A 19,659-nucleotide genomic window follows, 5' to 3' on the forward strand; every position below is an offset into this window, starting at 1 on the left:
GAACCGGTGGGTGATTCGACGCGCAGCCTCGAGGGCAGGACGGTGCTCGCACCGATGTCCGCCGGGAGCCGCGCGCCGGCGCTCTACCGCATCCCGTTCTCCCTGGCTGCGGTCGGCCTGCTGCTGATCGCGATGCAGGCCGGCAAACCCATCGCCGGCCTGGGATTGCTGTTCACGCTGCTGTTCGCCTCGGCGTCGGTGGCCTGGCGATCGTTCGCGCAGCGACACGCGCCGGCGCTCGCGCTGCGCGGCCAGGCCGATCGTGCGCTGCGCAGCGGTGCCTACCGCGACGCTCGGGTGCTCTACGAGCGCGCGCTGTCGTTGGTGCAGCGTGACCTCCCGGCCGGTGCGCCGGAGGTGCTGCTCAACTGCTACAGCCTCGCGACCGTGCACTCGATGCTGCACGACCGCGTGCGCGCCGACGACTACCTGCAGCGGCTGCTGGACGGCCTCGATGGTCGGGTGCCGGCGTCGTGGAGAGCTCAGCTGGCGTGGCTGTTGCGTCGCGTCGCCCACCAGCACTCGCTCGAGGGCCAGCACGCCCGCGCGATCGCGCTGTGTCAGTCGGCGCTCGAGTTGGTCGGACCCGCGCCCGGTGCCGACGACACCACCGTGCGCTCGATCGTCGACGACATCGCGTGGATCCACCACCACGCCGGCGAGCATCCGATGGCCGAGCGGAACTTCCGCGAGGCGCTCGCGATCCACGAGCAGTTCCGCGACGCCGCCCTCGAGGTCGCCCAGGCCCCGGCACGCGGCACCACGACCGCCGACTCGCCGTACCGCGTGCCCGGCCCCGGTGTCGCACCGACCACCGGCGGGCTCGATCGCGCGGTCGCCTACAGCTACCTCGGCCTGGGTTGGACGCTCTTCGAGCGCGCGCGCTACGAAGAGGCCCGCGGCTGCTTCGAGCGCGCCAGCGTGATCGCCAACGTGGCCGAGGCGCACGTCGAGCACCGCGGACGCAGCAGCTCGTCGCTCGGGGTCGAGATCCTGCGCGGTCGCGGGGCGATCGAGGTCACCCTCGGCCACTATCGGCTCGCGCGAACCTACTACGACGAGGCCCAGCAGCTCGCGCGCGCGACCGGTGGCACCCAGGTCGCAGCGCTCGCCATCGACCTGGGCTGGCTCGCGCGCTCGACCGGCGATCACCCCGCGGCCGAGTCCGCCTACGCGGCCGCGGCCGAAGCCATCGAGCAAGCAACCGAAGGCGCCACGACCATCGCGTGCGCCCTGCACGAAGCCGTGGCCGAGCTGCGCCGTCGACAGGGTCGCATGCGCGACGCGCTGCGCGAGATCCAGCGGGCGAGCACACTCGCGCAGCAGTGCCTCGGGCTCGAGCACCCGCGCATCGCCGCCATCGAAGCGGTGGCGTCGCGCATCCACACTGCCCGTGGCGATCACAGCGAGGGCGAGCGCTGCGCCCGACGTTGCCTGGCGGTGTTGCGTGCCAGCTGCGCCGCCGATCACCCGCGCTTCGCCGATGGTTGGCTGGCGCTGGGCGAGCTACAGCTCGCACGCGCGCAATTCGGTGCGGCGCAGGAGTCGTTCGGCTACGCCCTGCGCATTCGCGAGGATGCGCTGGGGCACGATCACCCCGAGCTGGGTGAGGTGCTCGACGGACTCGCGGCGGTGCTGCGCGCGTCGGGTCGCGAGAGCGAGGCCGCCGCCGTCGACGAGCGCCGTGATCGCGTCGCCGCGGCGTGATCGTCCGTGCCGGGGGCGTCCTTCGGTATAGTCCCGGCCATGGACAAGCGCCCCTTCTGGCCGATCCCCGTCGGCCTCGCGGCGTGGGCCAGCGTCGGCACGCTGGCGTACTACGACATCTGGTGGCCGCTGTATGTCGTCGCGGCGGTGACGGTGCTGCCGGGCCTGGTGCTGTTGGGGATGGTGTTGTTCACACGACGCGCGAAGGCCGACGCGCAGGCGTTGATGCAGCAACACGCGCAGACACCCGCGCCGCCGACGGGCCCGGTCGCAGAGCCGCCGGTCGTGCGCAGCTCGGGCGCGCGCACCAACGCCAAGAACGCGGGTCGCAAGCGCGGTGGATCGCCGCGCGCAGGTACGATCGCGCTGCTGCTGCTCAGCCTGTGGCCCGCACAGGGCTGCAACAAGATCGAAGAGGCGCGCGAGCGCCGACGCGCGCGCGAGGCCGGCTTGGCCGAGGGGACCGGCGGTGCCGCGCCCGCGAGTGCCGATCCCACCTCCGCCACGACGCCCGCACACGCACCGGCCCCGCTCGTGGTGGCGGCCCAGGGCGATGCGTTCGCCGCCGTGATCGCGCGCGCGATCCAGCGGCCCAACCCCAGCGAGGCGACGTACCGTGTCGATCCGTTCGTCGCGGCGATGCTCGTCGAGCACGTGCGCAGTGGTGACGCGCCGCGCTTCACCCAGCTGACCGCCGCGATCCCCGACGGCCCCACCGCCGGCTACCGCATCGATACGATTCCGCCCGGATCGGTCTTCGCGGCGCTCGGTCTACGCACCGGCGACGTGGTGACCCGCATCAACCGCGTTGCCCTGACCGATGTCGGTCGCGCCGCGTTCGCGCTCGATGGCGCGGCCAACGGCGTCGACGTCGAGATCTTCCGCGACGACCTCACGATCGCGTACCGCTACATGTTCGTGCCGGGGCTGGCGTGGAGTGAGATCATCGCCGGCATCGACGTGGACGCGACCGGGGCCCCGACCCTGGATCCGGCTCCGACGGTGGTCACGGCCGCGCCGGTGACCGACGTGCAGCCAGGCGCCGGCAGCACGCCGAGTAGCGCCGGCAGCACGCCGAGCGCCGGCAGCACGCCGAGCGCCGGCAGCACGCCGAGCGCCGGCAGCCGGCCCAGTGGCGGCACGGCGCCAAGCCGCCGGCGGCGGTCGGCCATCGGGCGGCGGCACGAGCCCCGGCGGCAGTGGCAGCAAGCCGAGCTCGGGCGGCGGCACGCCCACGGCGCCAGCCGGCGGCAGCACCAACGTATCGTGCGAGAGCAGCAGCCGTTGCACCGTGCGCAAGGCCTACTTCGACAAGATGGTCGCGTCGCCCAGCGCCCTCGAGTCCCAGGCGACGATCGTGCCGGCGGTGCAAAACGATGTGTTCAGCGGCTACAAGCTGAAGACCGTGAAGTCCGGCAGCACCATCGCGCAGCTGGGTTTTCGCAGCGGCGACAAGATCACGCACATCAACGGCCACGATCTCACCGACGACCTCGAGGCGGCCCAGGTCTACCTCGGGCTCGGTGGCACCAAGCTGTTCAAGATCCGCTACGAGCGCGGCGGTACCAGCCTGGTCAAGACCGTCGTCGTCGAGTGACGCGCGATCACTGCGCGTCGCACTGCAGCTCGATGTCGAAGGCAACCATGCCGTCGTTGTCGCCGCACGTCGCGTCGGTGCGGTAGCACGTCAGATCGCCACCGGCGAACGAGAACGTCTGCGTCGCGGCCTCGAGGTTGGCAAACGCGCTCGCGATGGTGCCATAGCGCTGGCCGGGCGGCGTGCGCAGCTGGGTGAGCAGGACCCCGTCGGCGCACTCGATCTCGTAGAAGTAGCCGGTGCTCGGCGGGTTGAAGGGCGGCAGCCACAGCGTGCCGGCGGACTGCACCGCGGTCGCGACGTAGGTGCCCTCCGGCAGGTCGGGCACGATCACGCCCTGCGCCGCGCCGCCGCAGTTCGCGACCCAGTCCACCACCACCGAGGCCTGCACCGTGCAGCGTCCAGCCTCGGTGCACGCCAGCCCTGGCCCGCAGTCGTCGGGCTCGGCGCAGGTCAGGCACAGCGCGCAGCCCTGACACGGACCGCCGCAGTCGATGTCGGTCTCGGCGCCGTCGAGCAGACCGTCGTCGCAGCGCGGCACCGTGCACGCGGTGGTGCACAGATCGCTGTCGAGGTCGTTGCCGTCGTCGCACTCCTCGTCGAGCTCGACCATGGCGTTGCCGCACGCCGGGACCGACGCGCCGGAGCTCGACGAGTCGGGGTCGGCGGTGGTGGCAGCCTCCGACGAGCCAACCTCGGCGGTGGTACCGCTGCTGCTGCCGCCAGCCGTCGAGCTCCCGCCGTCGCCGGTGGTCGCGGACGCGGACGCAGTCGCGGCAAAGGTGCCGAAGCCGTCGTCCTCACGCACGTTGCCGCAGGCGCCCAGGACGAGCACGGAGATCGAGGCAAAGGAGCGGCGCACGAGTCGATCATGGCCACGGGCGCGGGTGGGATTCAAGACGCCGCGTCGCGCGCCTTGCCACCGAACAGCTTCGACAGCAGCCCCGGCTTTCGTGCTGCCCGCTCGAGCAGCCACTCGGCCTTCTCGCCGAGCTGCTTCGCCGTCATGCGCCCGACCACCGCGTCGAGGATCTTGCCGTCGTGGATGAAGAGGATCGTCGGCACCGCGCGCACGTGGAACGGCTCGGCCAGCTCGCCATGGTTGCCGGTGTCGACCTTGCAGAACCGCACTTCGTCGCGCTCGAACTGTGCGGCGACGTGGGCGAAGTCATCCGCCATCGCCAGGCAAGGCCCGCAGGTCTGCGACCAGAAGTCGAGCACGACCGTCCCGCCGCCGGGGCGCATGATGGCTTCGATCTGGGCGGGTTCTTCGAGCTCGTCGTAGGCAGCCACGTTCGCGGCGCTCAGTCTAGCAAGAATGCGGCGCGCCGCCCTGCTATCCCTTCTTGCGCACCCACTTCATGAACGGGGCCTGGCGACGCTCGAGATCGCGGCCGATCTCGGGGTGCTCGTGGACGAACTTCATGTAGCCCCAGAACGTGTTCTCGCCGATGGTCGCGGTGCCACCCAGGAGCTGCCGCACCAGCGACGATTCTGCCAGCTCGAGCTCGCGAGTCTCGAGCGACGTCGGGCGGGTCTGCTCGATGGTGCCGAGCGAGCGGGGCTTGGGGATGGCGACCACCGTCGTGCTGCCGTCGTCGAGCGAGACATCGACGCGGAACGCCGCGGAGTACAGCACGTACTGCGACATGCTGTGGGGATGCGCGGCGAGTCCGTGGAAGTACACCGCGACCTTGCGATCCTTGGCGGGCCAGCTGCTGGGGAACACCGGCGAGGTGCGCCACACCTTCTTGGGATCGAGCTGGGTGGCGACCGCTCCCTCGGCGAGTTGCTTGGCCTGCGCCGCCGTGCGGACCGCGAACGTGCCACTCACCTCGTCGCCGCCGTCCGACTCGACGACCCGCGCCTTCGCGGCATCGTCGTTGTTGGAGGTCGAGACGAACGAGAAGGTGTCCTCGCGTGGCGCCTCGGGCTCGCGCGCGACCACCGAAGCCGCCGGCGCTTGCGTGGGCGACGACGCCGGGCGGGCGCACGCCGGGCCCGAGACCAGGACCAGCACGATCCACGGAGCAGATCCAAATTGCAGCCAAGCCATTTCGTCTCCCGAGAGCGTGGCGGATCGGCGCGTCGAACACAATCACGCGTCACCACCTCGAGGCGTGGAACCCCGCCGCGCCGCCGCTCGAGCGAGCGGCGAGACGGGCAGAGGCCACGGGCATCACGACGGCGCGATCACGCGCCCGAAGCCGACACCACCGCGTCGGCACTGAAGCCGCAGACGCTGCCGTGATACTCGACCTCGGCACTGCCACCGCCGCTGGAATCGGCGGTGATCTCGGCCGTCATGTCGATCGCGCAGCTCCCGTTGGCGTCGCCGCTGAAGGTCAGCTCACCCGAGTAGTCGACGGCGACGTGGGACGTCGTCGGCGTCACCGAGATCGAGGCCTCGAGCGCGAGGTGCCCCGCGATCGTCACACCTTCGGAGGTGCAGTCGTCGAACGACAGCGTGAGGGCGTAGTCGTTCTCGTTGCTGTAGCTCCCTTCGAGGTGGTAGGCGCCACCGTCGGGGCACGAGAGATCGAAGGTGAGCTGCCCCGACGCATCGACCTCGCCGTTCCACTCGTCCTGACCATCGGCGACCACGAGGTTGGTGGCTCGCCAGCCACGCGAAGCATCCGGGCTGGGGTCATCACCCCCATCGGAGGCCGTGCAGGCGGCGAGGGAGGTGCACAGGGCGAGGGCGAGGTGCAGCGGTCGCATGTTGGGCGGCCACGAGAGCACGGCCCGTGCCGCACCCGCGGGCCGAGATTCGTGCAAGTTCACGGGACTTGGGCGCGCCGCCCGTGCGCCCCATCGGGGCACGTCGCGACCTGCAACAGGGGCAGCCGTTGCAGCCCGCGACGATCGGGACCTCGCTCGCCGCGGCGTCGCGAGCCGTGGGCCGCCGATGGCGTTAGCATGGTCACCATGCGATCGCTTTGGACTCGTGGGTGGACGGCTTGGATCCCCATGGCATTCGCCGTGGCGGCGTGCGGTGACGACGGTGCGGTCTCGACGATGTCTGGCGACGACAGCTCCACCACCACCGTCGACGCGAGCAGCAGCAGCAGCGGGGGCACCACCGCGATCGCCGACGGCTCGAGCGGTGGCGAGAGTTCCTCGTCGTCGACCGGCGCGGTCGCGGACAGCAGCAGCGACGCGTCGTCGTCGACCGGCACGCCCAACACGCCGCCGGTAGCGGTCGACGATCTCTACGCTGCGCTCATGGACGGCGTCGCGATCCAGGTCACCGCCGACGCGGGCTTGCTGGGCAACGACGCCGATCCCGACGGCGACGCCATCGTCGTGGAGGCGTTCGATGCGGCCTCGCTGCAGGGCGGCGTGGTCGCGGTCGAGGCCGACGGCGCGCTCACGTACACGCCACCGGCGGGCTACTGGGGCGAGGATGGCTTCGACTACACCATCGGCGACGGCAACGGCGGCACCGCGACCGCGCATGTCCGCGTGATGCTGGCCCCGACGACGATTCCGCTGCCCGCGATCGGAGACGACGACCGCGGCTTCCGCATCGATGGGATCGCCAACGGCGACCATGCCGGCTGGTCGGTCGCGGGCGGCGGTGACGTCGATGGTGACGGCCTCGGTGACGTCATCGTGGGGGTACCCGACTCGGACACCCCGCAGGCCGACGCGGGCCGGGCCTTCGTGGTGATGGGCCGCGCGGCCGGGGACACGGTCGCGCTGGCGGACGTCGCCGACGGCGACGGCGGCTTCGTGATCGCGGGCGAGCAGGCCGGCGATGCCGCCGGCAGCTCGGTCGCCATCGCCGGCGACGTGGACGGTGACGGCCTCGCCGATCTCATCGTCGGCGCACCGGAGGCGGACGTCGCCAGCGGCGACGAGGGCCGCGCGTACGTCGTGTTCGGCCGCGCAGCCGGGGCCGCCGTGGTGCTCGCGGATCTCGAGACGGATGCGGCCGGCTTCGTGATCGAGGGCATCGCGGCCAGCGATCTCGCCGGCGCAGCGGTTGCTGGCGGTGCCGATGTGAATGGCGACGGCCTCGACGATCTCGTCGTGGGCGCGCCGCAAGCCAATGTCGCCGCGCTCGGTGACGCTGGCCGCGTGTTCGTGGTGTTCGGCAAGGCCGACGCCACGCCGGTGGCGCTCGCGGATGTCGCGGTGGGCACCGGCGGCTTCGCAATCGAAGGCTTCGCAGCCGGCGATCGTGCCGGCGACGCGGTTGCACCGGCCGGCGACGTGAACGGCGACGGCCTCGACGATCTCGTGATCGGCGTGCCGCTGGCCAACGCGGCCGGCGGCAACGCCGGCCGCGCGTTCGTGGTGTTCGGCAAGGCCGACACCAACGCGGTCGACCTGCTCGACGTGCTCGCGGGTACCGGCGGCTTCGCGATCAACGGCGCGGCCACGCTCGATCAGCTGGGCGACGCGGTCGCGCCGGCCGGCGATCTCGATGCCGATGGCCTGGCCGACATCATCGTCGGTGCGCCAGGGGTCGAGATCGAGGACGGCGACTTCCTGCGCGGTCGCAGCTACGTCGTGCTCGGCAAGGCGAGCGGCACCGCGGTCTCGGCGAGCTCGCTGGCCATGGGCATCGGTGGCTTCGCGATCGACGGCGAGCAGACCGGCGACCTCTCCGGTTGGTCGGTCGGCGGCGGTGCGGACCTCGACGGCGATGGCTTCGCCGACGCGGTGGTCGGAGCCCAGAACGCCGACTACGCCGGCGGTACCGCCGGTCGCGGCTACGCGATGTGGGGCCGCGCCGATGCGACGACGATCTCGCGGGGCGACCTCTCGCAGGGCATCGGCGGCTTCGCGATCGACGGCGAGGCCGGGTCCGACGTGGCGGGGTGGTCGATCGCCGCCGCGGGCGACGTGTCGGGCGACGGCTTCGGGGATGTGGTGCTCGGCGCGATCGGGGCCGCCGGTGGCAGTGCGACCGGTCGCGCGTACGTGGTGTTCGGCGGCGACCTGCGCGGTGCGGTGTACCTGCGCGGCAGCAGCGGCGACGACGAGCTCGACGGCAGCGACATCGACGAGGCCATCGTCGGCGGCGGCGGCAACGACACGCTGCGTTCGCTGGGCGGCTACGACGTGCTGTACGGCGGGCCGGGCGACGACCTCATCGAGCTGGCCGACAACGGCGTGTTCCGCATCGACGGTGGCACCGGCTTCGACGTCGTCGCGCTCGTCGGCGACGGCCTGGCGCTCGACCTGCCGAGCTACCCCGAGCTCGCGCTGGTCGGCATCGAGGGCGTCGATCTCACCGGCAGCGGCGACAACGACCTGTTCCTCGAGCTACGCGACCTCCGGGCGCTGTCACGCACCAGCAACACGCTGGTCGTGACCGGCGACGCTGGCGACCAGGTGATCGCCGACCTCACCGGCTCGGGCCTGGTGGATCTCGGGGTCACCGATGGCTTCCACGTGTGGAGTGACGGCGTGCTGCAGCTCGTGGTCGCCGATGCGGTCGAGAGCTTCGTGCAGCTCTGAGCGCGCTGTCATGCAGGAGTCCGTCGCACACGAGTCCGTCGCGCAAAGCGGGATCGACGAAGGCACCCGGCTCGGTCGCTACCTCGTGCTGCAGACGATCGGCCGCGGTGCCACCGGCGTGGTGCTGGCGGCGTGGGACGACGAGCTCGATCGCAAGGTGGCGATCAAGCTGCTACCGCGGCGCTCCGGCAACGAGCGCGCGCGCCTGCAGCACGAGGCCCGTGCGCTGGCACGCCTGACCCATCCCAATGTGATCCGCATCCACGACGTCGGCGAGCACGAGCAGCGCGTGTTCATGGTGATGGAGTTCGTCGAGGGCCGGACCCTCGTCGGCTGGCGCGCCCCGTTGTCGGAGCTGCTGCGGGTGTGGCTCGCCGCGGGCCGCGGGTTGGCGGCCGCCCACGCCGCCGGGCTCGTGCACGGCGACTTCAAGCCGGCCAACGTCCTGCTCGGCGTCGATGACCAGCCGCGCGTCAGTGACTTCGGCCACGCGCGGCTCGACGGCAGCGCACCCGTGGGCATGCCGACGGTGCCGACGCGACTCGACGACGCGATCTCGATCACCCACAGCGACGCGTTCATCGGAACGCCCACGACGATGGCGCCAGAGCTGTTCGAGGGCGCCGTGGCCGACGCACGCTCCGATCAATTCGCCTTCTGCGCCTCGCTCTACGAGGCGTTGTGGTCGCAGCGGCCGTTTGCCGGCGACGATGTGCTCACGCTGGCGTCGGAGGTCACCGCCGGTCGCCTGCGATCGCCGCCGGCGCTGCCGGTGGTGCCGCTGCGGATCCGCGGCGCGCTGCTGCGCGGGCTGTCGCGTGCGCCAGGCGATCGCTTCCCCAGCATGTCGGCGCTGCTCGAGGTGCTCGCGACCGACGCGTGGCGGTGGCCACGTCGCCTCGCGCCGGCCCTCGCGGTCGCAACCGTGGCCTGGGGCGGCGTGACCTGGCTGGCGGCCGCGCCGGCGCCGGCGAGGAGCTACTGCGAGAGCGTCGACACGAGACTCGAATCGTTGTGGCACGACGATCGTGCGCGCTCACTGGGCTCGACGTTCGCGACCCTTCAGCCCCAGTGGGGTGCCGACGCCTTCACGCAGGTGCGCGCGGATCTCGACGCGTACGTCGAGCAGCTCCGCGCGCGGCAACGCGGCGCATGCGAGCGACACGGCGCACCCACCAACCATCGCCACGTGCGCGAGTTGCTGTGCCTGCAGCGCGCCGAGCACCAGCTCGGCGCGTTGATCGACCTGCTCGAGCACGCCGACGCGGAGGTCATCGAGCACGCGGGCGATGCCACCGCAGCACTCGACGACGTCGCACGATGAGGCGAGGACGGCCCGCAGATCGACGACGCCGTCGCTGCCCAGACGCATGCGGTCGCCGAGCGCATCGCACGGGCCCGCGTGGCCGCGGCCGCCTTCCGCGACGACACCGCGCTCGCCGAGGCCGCGACCGCGGCCACCGAGGCCGAGGCCCTGCAGCAACCGTGGTACGTCGCCGAGGCCCGCATGATCGAGGGCAAGATCGTCGACCGAAACGGTGACATCGCAGCCTCGGAGCGCAGCTTCCACGCGGCGTTCTCCGCAGCGCTCGCCAGCAACCGCCACGACCTCGCCGTGAGTGCCGCGATCGGTGTCGCTGGCGCGACCGCGGCCCGGGGCGATCACGACAACGCGCTGCGCTGGCTCGACCACGCCGAGGCCGAGCGCACGCGGACCGCCGATGCCGACGGCGAGCTCGCGCGATCGATCGCCAGCACGCGCGGACAGCTCGCGTTCCACCACGACGACCTCGAGCTCGCGCGCGCGCTGTTCACCGAGGTGCTCGCGCTCGAGCGGGCCCAGGGCGACAACGACGGCGACGACGACGGCCTGCCGGCGACCCTGCTGAACATCGGCCTGGCCGAGGCCAACCTCGGGCACGCCGACGCCGCGCTGGGCTGGCTCGAGCGCTCGCTCGCGGGCGAGGTCCGTCGGCACGGCGAGCGTCATCCAGCGCTGTTCCGGCCGCTCAACGCGATCTGCCACGTGCAGACCGATCGCGGAGAGACCACGGCCGCGATCGCGGCCTGCCAGCGCGCGATCGATCTGGTGCGCTCGGCCCGACCCGGCGCCGACCCGCGCCTCAGTCCGCTGTACACCAACCTCGGTACCGCATGGTTCGAGGCCGGCGACACCGCCGCGGCCGAGCGCGCCCACCTGGCCGCGCTCGACAACGCCATGCGCATGCAGCCCGACGACGTGCTCCTGCTGGCGTCGATCGAGAACAACCTCGGCGTGCTGTACGGTCACCTCGAGCGGTTCGAGCCCGCCGCGCAGCACTATGGTGCCGCCCATGCACGACTACTGCGCGCGTTCGGGCCCGATCACCCCTCGACCGCGTTGGTCGCCACCAACCTCGCGATGGTGTGGGTCAAGCAAGGCCGCTTCGACGCCGCCGAGGCGCTGCTGCGTGACGGCCTGGCCCGCATGCGCGCGCGGCTGGGCGACGAGCATCCCGACCTCGCGCTGTCGTACGCCGAGCTCGGCCGCATCCAGCGCGAGCGCGGCGACGCGGCCGGGGCCGTGGAGCTGTTCGAGCGCGCGTGGGCTCTGCGCGCGGCCACCGGTGGTGACGACCTCGAGCTCGCCGACACCTCGTGGGGGCTGGCGTGGTCGCTCGTCGACAGCGGCGGCGACAGGGGCCGTGTCGACGCCCTGGTCGAGCAGGCCGAGGCGCTCTATCGCCGACACGGAGGCGCCTGGAACGACAAGGCCGATGAGATGCTCGCGTGGCACGGGAAGCTGCCGAAGCTCGCGGGACGATGACCCGCGACCCCCGTCGGCGCGGCGGTGAAACACTCTACATCGACAGGAGGTGAAACACTCTGTTTTGGACGGGGTGAAAACACGCAAGAAGTTCCTAGTCTGATGGGCCAGCATCCCCACGGTGTGGTTCATGGTGCTCGGCTGCCTCGCGCTCGCGCCGAGCCGTGACTACCAGGGACCCACGGCGATCACCGCCGAACCGCCGTCTGGCCCCGTCGAAGGCCGGCGTCCCTCGGCCGAAGCCGTGCCGTCGGGGGCGGCCGGACGTCGCGCACCGGCGGCGGAGCCACCACCGCTGACGGTGCCGACCGAGGCGCAGACCGAGACGCGCAGTGACGGCGACGTGCGACGGGTCGTGGTGCGTTCGCGCCGTCCTGCGCTCACCGACCCGGACCGCAGTGGCTCGGTCGTGACGCGCCGTGAGCTCGACGAGCGTCTCCCGCGTTCGGCACCCGACGCCCTGCGCGGGCAACCCGGCGTCTACGTGCAACAGACCGCGCATGGGCAGCAGTCGGCGTATCTGCGCGGGTTCACGGGCCAGCAGACCGTGATGATGTTCGACGGGATCCGCCTGAACACGAGCACGTTTCGCCAGGGACCCAATCAGTACTTCTTCACGGTCGACTCGCGAACGATCGATCACCTCGAGGTCGTACGCGGCTCCGCCTCGACGCGCTACGGCTCCGACGCGATCGGCGGGGCGATCCTGACGTCACCGCTCGAACCGACCATGGTCCGCGGCAAGCGACCGCTGACCGTGCACTCGCGCGGCACCTTCACCACGATGACGCAGGACGCCGCGCTGGGTGGCCGCGCACAGATCGACCTGGGGCTGCTCGGCAAGGTCGGCGTGCTCGCGGGCGTGGGCTATCGCGACGTCAACCAGCTGTTCGCGGGCGGTCGCATCAAGGAGCCGGCCACCGGTGAGTACCAAAAGGTGCCTCCGTTGCTCGCCCCCGACCAACGCACGCAGCTGGGCACGGGCTTCGGCGAGCTGACCGGCGACGTCCGCGTGGTCGCGCAGCCCGACGCGCACAATCGCATCACCGCGGCGTACTATGACTATCGCCAGCGCAACGCTCCACGTACCGACTTCTGCCCCGAGGCGACCGCGCCGCAGAACGAGTGCCTGACCTATCGCCATCAGAATCGCACGATGCTCTACGCCAAGTACGAGCATACCGGAGGGCCCGCCGCGGCCGAGACGATTCGATGGAGCGTCAGCCACCAGCGGCAGTACGAGAACCGGTATCTGCGTCGTGGCGACGACTCGAGCACGCGCCGCAGTGGTGAGGACTCGGTGGAATCCGCGGGTACCGCCATGACCCTCGAGACGCGACGCTTCGCGCCCGCGTCCTGGGCGCGGCTGCAGGCGCGCTACGGCTTCGACTATTACCACGACCACGTGCGCAGCAAGGCGACGCTCTCCTTTGTCAGCACGGGCACCAAGGTCGCGGATGTCAGCCAGTACACCGACAAGTCGAACTACGTCACGAGCGGCGCGTGGGGCATCGCCGACGTCGAGATCACGCAGCACCTACGCCTGCGGATCGGCGGCCGCTTCGCCGCCGTCTATGCCCGCGCACCGGCCTCTCGCCTGCGCTCGTCGCTGGCCCTGCGTCGCTACTGGCTCACCGGGGTCGGCCACGGCGGTCTCACCCTGGTGCCGGTGCCGTGGCTGTCGTTCCCGTTCTCGGTCGATCAGGCCTTTCGCGCGCCGAACATCGACGATCTCACCAGCCGCCAGGCCACCGGCGGGGGCCTGCAGTTCGAGAACGCCAAGCTCGCGCCCGAGCACGCGACGCTGATGGAGGCCGGCGTGCGCATCCAACAGCCGTGGATCGAGGTCGAGTTCTTCGCGTTCCAGACGCTGCTGCGCGATCACATCCAGCGCCGCCCCGCGACCCGTCAGGAGTGCCCCGAGACCGACACCGTCTGTGGCGGGAGCAGCTTCGTCATCACGCTCGAGAATCTCCCTTCCGTCTCGGTGGTGCGCGGGGTCGACGGCGCCATTCGCCTGTATCTTCCGTACGACTTCGGCGCTGCGGCCACGGTCTCGTACGCCCGCGGCGACGGGCGCAACCCCAACTTCCCGCTGGTGCTGGACGCACCGTACCGCGTGCCGTTGTCTCGGATCCCGCCCCTGAACGGCACCGCCGAGTTCGGCTGGCGCTCCAGCGAGTGGGGCCCGTATCTCATCGGCGCGGTGCGGTGGGCCCGGGATCAGCGTCGCTTGTGGCCCACGGACCGAAACGACGCGCGCATCCCCAAGGGCGGCACGCCGGGCTACGTCGTCGTCGACGTGCGGGCAGGGTACCGGCTGGATCCCCACCTGCTGCTCGCGCTGGTGCTGGAGAATGTCGGCAACACCGCATACCGCTACCATGGCTCGTCGGTGAACGGCCCCGGCCGCGGCCTGCTGTTCGAGCTCCAAGCGGGGTTCTAGCGGTGCCTTTCGGCGGGAGCGGCGGATCGCCGGACGGCCTGCCCGTCGTCGGTCCGGGAAACACTTCACGTCGAGGTCGGGCGACAGGGTGTTTCAACCCTGGTCGAGACCGGGTCAAGCACTCGACCCGCATCGGGTGCATCGCCCCTGGTTGCTTCCTGCAATGGCAAACATGCTAGCGCCGCGGCTCGCCGCAGGAGGAACCACCGTGGCTTTCAGAATCCAACACAGCGTCTGCGTCACCACCCTGTTCACCGTGCTCGCGTGCGAAGGCGGCTCGGTTGGCGACGAGGGCTCCTCGAGTTCCGGCGCGGACAGCAGCGGGGGCGAGTCGATGACGTCGACCACCATGACGTCGACCACCATGACGTCGACCACCATGACGTCCAGCAGCACCGACCCCGACACCTCGGGCTCGTCCGATCCGACCGACACCGACGGCACCACCGGCGCGGGCGGCTGCCCGCAAGACGTCGACTTCGGCACGCTCGACACGAGCGGCTGCGCGCCGCTCTCCAGCGACTTCACGCCCGGTGCCGACGACGACTACGGCGCGTGCATGGCCGATGACAACGAGTGGCACCTCATCGAGACCGCGCCGAGCTCCGCCGCGCGGACCGAGGCCTACGAGGACATCGTCGCGCTGCTGCGCAACGGCACGACGCCGGCCGCCGCGGATTTCACCGCCGCGCGGGCCCTGTATGCCACCGACAACGGCATCGAGTCCCGCGTCCTGCGTCGTGATGATCTCCACTACCCGCCGATTCCGGTGGAGGACCAGGACATGAGCGTCGCGTTCGACCGGCAGTGCACCGTCGGCGACAACGCCGACACTTACCCCGACCGCTGCGTCGGCCCCGCGAAGATCCAGCCCATCCTCGATGCCGCGTTCGATGCCGGAGAGCTCGGCGAAGGCAACCTCGACGTCCACGCCGCGCGTATCGATGCCGCGCTGCAGTGGTTCTTCTTCGTCTCGGTGTACAAGGAGTCGGCGAGCTGCATCGCGGCGCCGGGCGACTGCGACTCGCACTGGGCCTACTACAACGGTGCCGTCACCCACGAAGACGCGATCGGCATCGCCCTGAACTTCCGCGACATCGACCCGCAGATCGACGACGCGGTGTGGAACGGCATGCTCGCCATCAACTGCTGGCGCGACATCTATCCCCCGGACGGCGACCCGGAGTTCAGCGACCTCGGGCTCGACGCTCAGGGGATGTTCTACAACGCGCACGAGCAGCTCGACAACGCGATGTGGCACGGGTGGGCACGACTCGTGCGGACGTACCTCGAGGCCCAGCCTGCGGTCTGCGACGCCGCGGCGGAGGCCAATTGGGCGTGGGTGCAGATCGCGGGCCCGGTGCTCGACGACGAGGCGGGGCTGCGCGATGCCACGGCCGCAGCCACGCTCGCGTCGCTGTGGGCGAATCCCGCCCCGAGCGTCGACGATCTGCAGGCCGGCGTCATGGCGCTCGACGCCCTGTTCCCCTGCCCGCAGTGCCCCGACTGCGACGTCCCGCAAGAGTGGGGCTACTAGGCTGTGTCCGGTTTCCCCGAAACCGTCAAATTCTTGGGCGGATCGGGGATCCGTGATCCAAGGGGGGCATGACCACGACGGGCATGCCTCGCCACCGCCTTACCGACGCGCAGTGGGAGCTGATCGGGGACCTGTTCCCGACGAACAACTTCAAGACCGGTCGGCGGCCGCGGGATCGTCGTCTCATGCTCGACGCGATCTTCTGGGTGTTGCGAACTGGGGCTCCGTGGCGAGACCTACCGGAGTGCTTCGGCCCATGGTCGACCGCCTGGGACTTCTTCGACAAGTGGACGAAGGACGAGACGTTCGACCGCGTACTTCGGCGATTGCGGAGCATCGCCGTCCCGCACGACGCGGACCCCTCCGAGTTGTGGTGCATCGACGGGACATCGATTCGAGCTGCGCGCTGCAGCAGCGGCGGGGGGAAAAAGATCCGATCCGCAGGAGCCAGCGGATCACGCTCTGGGGCGCTCCCGCGGGGGCTGGGGCACGAAGATCCACATCCTGTGTGACGTTGAGGGCCACCCACTCCACTTCGAGCTCAGCGCCGGACAAGCCCACGACGGACCGATGCTCGCGCCGGTCCTTCAAGGTGCTGACGAAGCACTGCATGATGATCGAGGTGTCGTCATGGAGTGGCCGTTGGCACTCGCAGGCGACAAGGGCTACCGCGCGGAGTGGATCGATAGGTATCTCCTCGCCCTGGGGATCACACCGGTGATCCCCACGAAGCACAACGAGACTCGAGCGCTGCGCCCGGTCGCCTTCAACAAGCGCCTCTACAGGCGCCGCAGCATCGTCGAGTGCCTCATCGGCTGGCTCAAGGAGTCGCGACGCGTGGTGACCCGCTTCGAGAAGACCGCCATCAACTTCGGCGGGATGGTCCGGCTTGCCTTCATCCACCGCTATCTACGCATCTTCGGGGCTTGATGGGAAACCGGACACAGCCTAGTCCCACGCAGGCCACGATCACGTGGCCGCGGCGCCCTCGCTCATTCGTCGAGCATGGCAAGCCATGCCTCGATGTCGTCTCCGAGCTCGGGCCCCGCGCGCCACGAGACCATGTGGCCCGCCGCCGGGTAGCTGGGAAACCGGACCTCGCGCACGGTGCCGTCGTCGTACTCGAGGTGGAGGGCGCCGGGACGCTCGGCGCCGGCCGGGACCTCCGGCAGCACGGTGAGCGTGGCCAGCAGATCGCCCAGGGCCGCGACCAGGCCGTCCGACGGCACCGTGCCGTCTTGCCCGGCGTGGGTGATGAACATCGGCACCAGCGCAGCAGCGCGGAGGAACTGCCGCCCGTCCCAATCGGGGCAGTCGTCCGGGAAGTCGGGGTTCATCAGGATCTCGTCGACCCTGTGCACGTAGTAGCGGTCGTCCTCGACCAACGTGCCGAACGCGGTCCGCATCGCCGCCTCGACCTCGACTTCGTCCACCTGCTCGTTGCGGCCGTACGCGTCGGTGCGCGCGTCGGGGAGCAACCACGCGATCGAGCCTGGGTCGGCGCCCAGCACCGCCGCGAGCAGCTCGGGATCGACGAGGTCGTCGCGCACGCCGAGGACCACCGCGTCGGTCGTCATGGGCGGCTCGTCGCACTGGTAGGCATCACCGCACGGCAGCACCGGGCCAAACGCGCGCTGGGCCAGGCAGGCGAGCAGCGGCTGCACGAGCGCCGCAGCGAAGCGCGTTGCGACCTGCTCCGGTGGGTGCTCACCGGCGCCGAAGCTCCGATCGTAGTAGGCCGCGATCTCGTCGGCGAGCATCACGTCTGGGTACGACGAGGCGGCGATCTCGGTGTAGTGGAGCAGGTGCTGCAGCATCGCGGTGGCCCGCACGCCCCCAAAGCTCTCACCGACCAGGACGATCCGCGAACCGTCGAGCTGTGGATGGTGGGCGAGGAAGCGCAACACCACGCGGACGAACGTCGCGGCGTCGTTGTGGACCTCGACCCCGAGCGTGGGCCGAGCCCCCGACGGACTCGGGCGCGAGTACGAGAAGCCGGTGGCCGGCGCGTCGATGTGCAGCAGGTTCGCGAAGCGGGTCCACGACGCAGGATTCTGCGTCGGGCCGCCACGCTCCGGGTCGAGGGTGATGGGTGCGGTGTTGAGACCGAGCAGCACGGCGGTCGAGTTGCCCGGGCCACCGTTGAAGAACACCAGCAGCGGGCGCGACTCGGGCGCGTCGTCGGCGGGGTGGAAGCTGTAGAACACCCGCGCCGTCGGGACCACCCCCGCCCAGCCGCCGCGCACCGTGGTTCCGCCGGCGATCTCGAAGAACCCCGCCTCGGGCACCAGCGCGAGCGCGTGACCGTCGGCATCCACACAGGTCGCGTCGGTGCAGCTCCACGACGGATCGCTGCACAGGCCACCACAGCAGGCGGGCTCGCCGGTGTCGTCGCTGCCGCCCGACGCCGTGCTGGATCCCTCGGATGACGTCGTCGAGGAGGTCGAGGTCCCCTCCGAGCTCGTGCCGATGCCATCCGGACCGGTGGTGCCATCGGACGCACCCGTGGGCGCCGCGGGCGTGTCCCCGCACGACAACAACCAACCCATCACCCACGCACGACGCCTCGGCACGTTCCGGTCCCCAACCGAGACAGACGCGACCACGACGGCGATTCGGCTCGCACGCGCGTGCACCTCGTCTCGACGGCGCAGGCGCCCGGCCGCCGTCGGCGCGCGCGATGCGAGCGGTCGCGGCCGGCCGCTCGGCCCAAACCCCGTTGCGGTGCTACCCTCTGGCCCCGCGTGCAGCCCTGGGAGCTCATCGATCGCGAGACCGTGCCTGGCTACGGCGAGATGACCTTGCACAAGCGGGGCGAGCTGTTCGTGATCCGCATCGACGGCGCGGAGCTGATGGGCAGCCACGATCATGGATCGGAGCGCCTGCTCGCCAAGCTGGTGTGCGACCCGATCGCCGACAAGCCCGGCGCGCGCGTGCTCATCGGCGGGCTCGGCCTCGGCTACACCCTGCGCGCCGCCCTCGACGCGCTCGGGCCCGACGCGACCGTCGAGGTCGCCGAGCTGGTGGGCGCGACCGTGCGGTGGAATCGCGGCCCACTGGCGCACCTCGCCGGGCGCCCACTCGACGATCCACGATCGCGAGTGCGGCAGGGCAACGTCGTCGACATCATCGCGGCGGAGCGCGGCTACTGGGACGCGATCATGCTCGATGTCGACAACGGCCCCGATGCCACCAAGGACTGGGGCAACCCGGGGCTGTACGGCCCCGCCGGCCTCGGCCGCATCATCCGCGCGCTGCGACCGGGCGGTCGGGTCGCGATCTGGGCGGCCGGTGAGACCCCGCGCTTCATCGCCGCCATGCGCCGCGCGGGCCTGCAGTCGCAGTGCGTGCAGGCGCGCAAGCACGGCACCAGCAACCGCCACGTCATCTGGCTCGGCGAGACCTGACGCCGCTCGTCACGGCTCGGGCTGGTAGAGCGGACCATCGTCGAGCGCGCGAAAGACCACGTTGCCGTCGTGGTCGGTGCCGCCGTCGTCGGTGCAGCGCACGCGGAGGTTCGCGATGCCGACTGGCAGGCCGAGCACGCGGCGGGCCAGCAGGCGCGCACGTTCGCAGCGGCAGCGCTCGATGCGGGTGCCGTCGTCGCGCTCGATGGTCGCGTGCACCACCGGCACGCCGGCGACGTCGAGCACGACCGTGAACGCGTACTCCTTGCGGTCGCCGGCCAGCCGCACCGCCAGACCACCGCTGCCGCTGGGCTCGAACGCGAACTCGAGGTAGCGACGCAGATACGGCGCCAGCGGCTTGCGACGATCGCCGTCCTCGACGTTGACCCACCACAACCGCAGCGAGTCCACACTGCGCGGCTCACCGCGCGGCACCCAGCCGTCGAGCGCGAGCTGCCACTTGGCCATGCCGAAGTCGCGGTCGATCCGCAACACCTCGTGGTGGCGCAGCTGCGGGGTCGACAACGCCGTGGGCGTGCCACCGCGGGCCTCGCCGTCACCGGCGACCATCAACAGCAACGCGAGCGGGACGCACGACACCACGGACGCATGCAGGTTACCTGAAAAGCTGGCCTGAAGTGCTGGGCGTCGCGGGCGATCCCTCCTCGCACGGCGCCGCGTCGCAGC

The 19,659-nt window shown here is 71.1% G+C and carries 17 protein-coding genes; 9 read left to right on the forward strand and 8 right to left on the reverse strand.

The genetic code is table 11. From position 1 onward, the window contains the following. Window positions 1-54: 54 nt before the first annotated feature. Window positions 55-1,707, forward strand: a complete 1,653-nt coding sequence (locus IPH07_30925; GenBank protein ID MBK6921851.1) for a tetratricopeptide repeat protein — start codon at window positions 55-57, stop codon at window positions 1,705-1,707. 110 nt (window positions 1,708-1,817) lie between these two features. Here the strand turns inward: IPH07_30925 and IPH07_30930 are convergent, their stop codons facing one another. Beyond that, window positions 1,818-2,039: a hypothetical protein gene (locus tag IPH07_30930; GenBank protein MBK6921852.1), complete on the reverse strand. Its 222-nt coding sequence runs from the start codon at window positions 2,037-2,039 to the stop codon at window positions 1,818-1,820. A gap of 576 nt (window positions 2,040-2,615) precedes the next feature. After that, window positions 2,616-2,849, reverse strand: a complete 234-nt coding sequence (locus tag IPH07_30935; protein ID MBK6921853.1) for a hypothetical protein — start codon at window positions 2,847-2,849, stop codon at window positions 2,616-2,618. Here IPH07_30935 and IPH07_30940 point away from each other — a divergent pair. Continuing rightward, window positions 2,840-3,304 carry a hypothetical protein gene (locus IPH07_30940; protein MBK6921854.1) on the forward strand — a complete coding sequence of 155 codons (465 nt, stop codon included), beginning with the start codon at window positions 2,840-2,842 and terminating at the stop codon, window positions 3,302-3,304. The two genes, IPH07_30935 and IPH07_30940, sit on opposite strands and share 10 nt — an antisense overlap. A 7-nt stretch (window positions 3,305-3,311) precedes the next feature. On the opposite strand, the gene IPH07_30945 is transcribed toward IPH07_30940, so the two are convergent. The 4 genes from IPH07_30945 to IPH07_30960 form a co-directional block, all read right to left on the reverse strand. Beyond that, on the reverse strand, window positions 3,312-4,166 hold the full coding sequence (locus IPH07_30945; GenBank protein MBK6921855.1) for a hypothetical protein: 855 nt from the start codon (window positions 4,164-4,166) through the stop codon (window positions 3,312-3,314). Window positions 4,167-4,198: 32 nt separating this feature from the next. Further along, window positions 4,199-4,597 (reverse strand): thioredoxin family protein, encoded by a 399-nt coding sequence (locus tag IPH07_30950; GenBank protein MBK6921856.1) that lies wholly within the window; start codon window positions 4,595-4,597, stop codon window positions 4,199-4,201. Window positions 4,598-4,640: 43 nt separating this feature from the next. Next, on the reverse strand, window positions 4,641-5,360 hold the full coding sequence (locus tag IPH07_30955; protein ID MBK6921857.1) for a hypothetical protein: 720 nt from the start codon (window positions 5,358-5,360) through the stop codon (window positions 4,641-4,643). 137 nt (window positions 5,361-5,497) lie between these two features. After that, entirely contained in the window at window positions 5,498-6,088 is a 591-nt protein-coding gene (locus tag IPH07_30960; GenBank protein ID MBK6921858.1) for a hypothetical protein, read from the reverse strand. A gap of 186 nt (window positions 6,089-6,274) precedes the next feature. Here IPH07_30960 and IPH07_30965 point away from each other — a divergent pair, with 186 nt between their 5' ends. From IPH07_30965 to IPH07_30990, 6 genes are all read left to right on the forward strand, one after another. After that, window positions 6,275-8,776 carry an FG-GAP repeat protein gene (locus IPH07_30965; protein ID MBK6921859.1) on the forward strand — a complete coding sequence of 834 codons (2,502 nt, stop codon included), beginning with the start codon at window positions 6,275-6,277 and terminating at the stop codon, window positions 8,774-8,776. Window positions 8,777-8,786: 10 nt separating this feature from the next. Further along, complete coding sequence (locus tag IPH07_30970) at window positions 8,787-10,100, forward strand: serine/threonine protein kinase (protein MBK6921860.1); 1,314 nt, start codon at window positions 8,787-8,789, stop codon at window positions 10,098-10,100. 78 nt (window positions 10,101-10,178) lie between these two features. Further along, window positions 10,179-11,582 carry a tetratricopeptide repeat protein gene (locus tag IPH07_30975; protein MBK6921861.1) on the forward strand — a complete coding sequence of 468 codons (1,404 nt, stop codon included), beginning with the start codon at window positions 10,179-10,181 and terminating at the stop codon, window positions 11,580-11,582. A 121-nt stretch (window positions 11,583-11,703) separates the two neighbouring features. Continuing rightward, the gene (locus IPH07_30980) at window positions 11,704-14,028 is read left to right on the forward strand and encodes a TonB-dependent receptor (protein MBK6921862.1); all 2,325 of its coding nucleotides are present in this window, start codon (window positions 11,704-11,706) and stop codon (window positions 14,026-14,028) included. 208 nt (window positions 14,029-14,236) lie between these two features. Beyond that, a complete protein-coding gene (locus tag IPH07_30985; protein ID MBK6921863.1) occupies window positions 14,237-15,565 on the forward strand; it encodes a hypothetical protein in 1,329 nt (442 codons plus the stop codon). A 174-nt stretch (window positions 15,566-15,739) separates the two neighbouring features. Next, on the forward strand, window positions 15,740-16,495 hold the full coding sequence (locus IPH07_30990; protein ID MBK6921864.1) for an IS5 family transposase: 756 nt from the start codon (window positions 15,740-15,742) through the stop codon (window positions 16,493-16,495). Window positions 16,496-16,557: 62 nt separating this feature from the next. Here IPH07_30990 and IPH07_30995 read toward each other — a convergent pair whose 3' ends face one another. Then, a complete protein-coding gene (locus IPH07_30995) occupies window positions 16,558-18,138 on the reverse strand; it encodes a hypothetical protein (GenBank protein MBK6921865.1) in 1,581 nt (526 codons plus the stop codon). A gap of 171 nt (window positions 18,139-18,309) precedes the next feature. Here IPH07_30995 and IPH07_31000 point away from each other — a divergent pair, with 171 nt between their 5' ends. Then, window positions 18,310-18,972: a spermidine synthase gene (locus IPH07_31000; protein MBK6921866.1), complete on the forward strand. Its 663-nt coding sequence runs from the start codon at window positions 18,310-18,312 to the stop codon at window positions 18,970-18,972. Between the two features lie 9 nt (window positions 18,973-18,981). On the opposite strand, the gene IPH07_31005 is transcribed toward IPH07_31000, so the two are convergent. Next, complete coding sequence (locus IPH07_31005) at window positions 18,982-19,575, reverse strand: hypothetical protein (GenBank protein MBK6921867.1); 594 nt, start codon at window positions 19,573-19,575, stop codon at window positions 18,982-18,984. Window positions 19,576-19,659 lie beyond the last annotated feature (84 nt).

The organism is Deltaproteobacteria bacterium, from assembly GCA_016709225.1.
In the GTDB taxonomy this organism is placed as follows: domain Bacteria; phylum Myxococcota_A; class Polyangia; order Nannocystales; family Nannocystaceae; genus Xiheibacterium; species Xiheibacterium phototrophicum.